The following is a 523-nucleotide window of genomic DNA, read 5'->3' on the forward strand; positions in this document are numbered from 1 at the left end:
GGCGTCACCCGCTTTGGTCAGCAAGCTGTTAAAGAGATGAATCGCGTCGGTATGATCGTCGATATGTCGCACAGTGCCGAGCAATCTACGCTTGAGGCGATAGAAGTCTCCTCGCGTCCGATATGTATCAGTCATGCTAACCCAACCACCGCTCATGATGCCTTGCGTAATAAATCAGACACGATTATTAGCGCCTTGACCAAAGCGGGCGGGCTATTAGGCTTTAGTTTATATCCATTCCATTTGCCGAATGGTAGTGATTGTTCGCTTGATGATTTTTGTACCATGATTGCTAATTGTGCTGATAAATACGGTGTCGAGCATTTAGCGATAGGTAGTGATTTATGTCTCAACCAGCCGCAAGCAGTGCTTGAGTGGATGCGCAATGGACGTTGGTCAAAGGCAATGGATTATGGTGAAGGCAATGCCAATAATTCAGGTTGGCCGGATACCCTGCCTTGGTTCGCTGGCAAGGACGGTATGGAAAATATCTATAACGGTCTGCTAAAACACGGCTTTAATG

The 523-nt window shown here is 47.0% G+C and carries 1 protein-coding gene; it reads left to right on the forward strand.

Features of this window, described 5'->3' with window-relative positions; all coding sequences use genetic code 11:
- On the forward strand, positions 1–523 hold a 523-nt coding region (locus tag ACS8FD_RS24415), incomplete at both ends, for a membrane dipeptidase (RefSeq protein WP_439277746.1).

The sequence above is a fragment of the Psychrobacter sp. 1U2 genome (assembly GCF_051847575.1).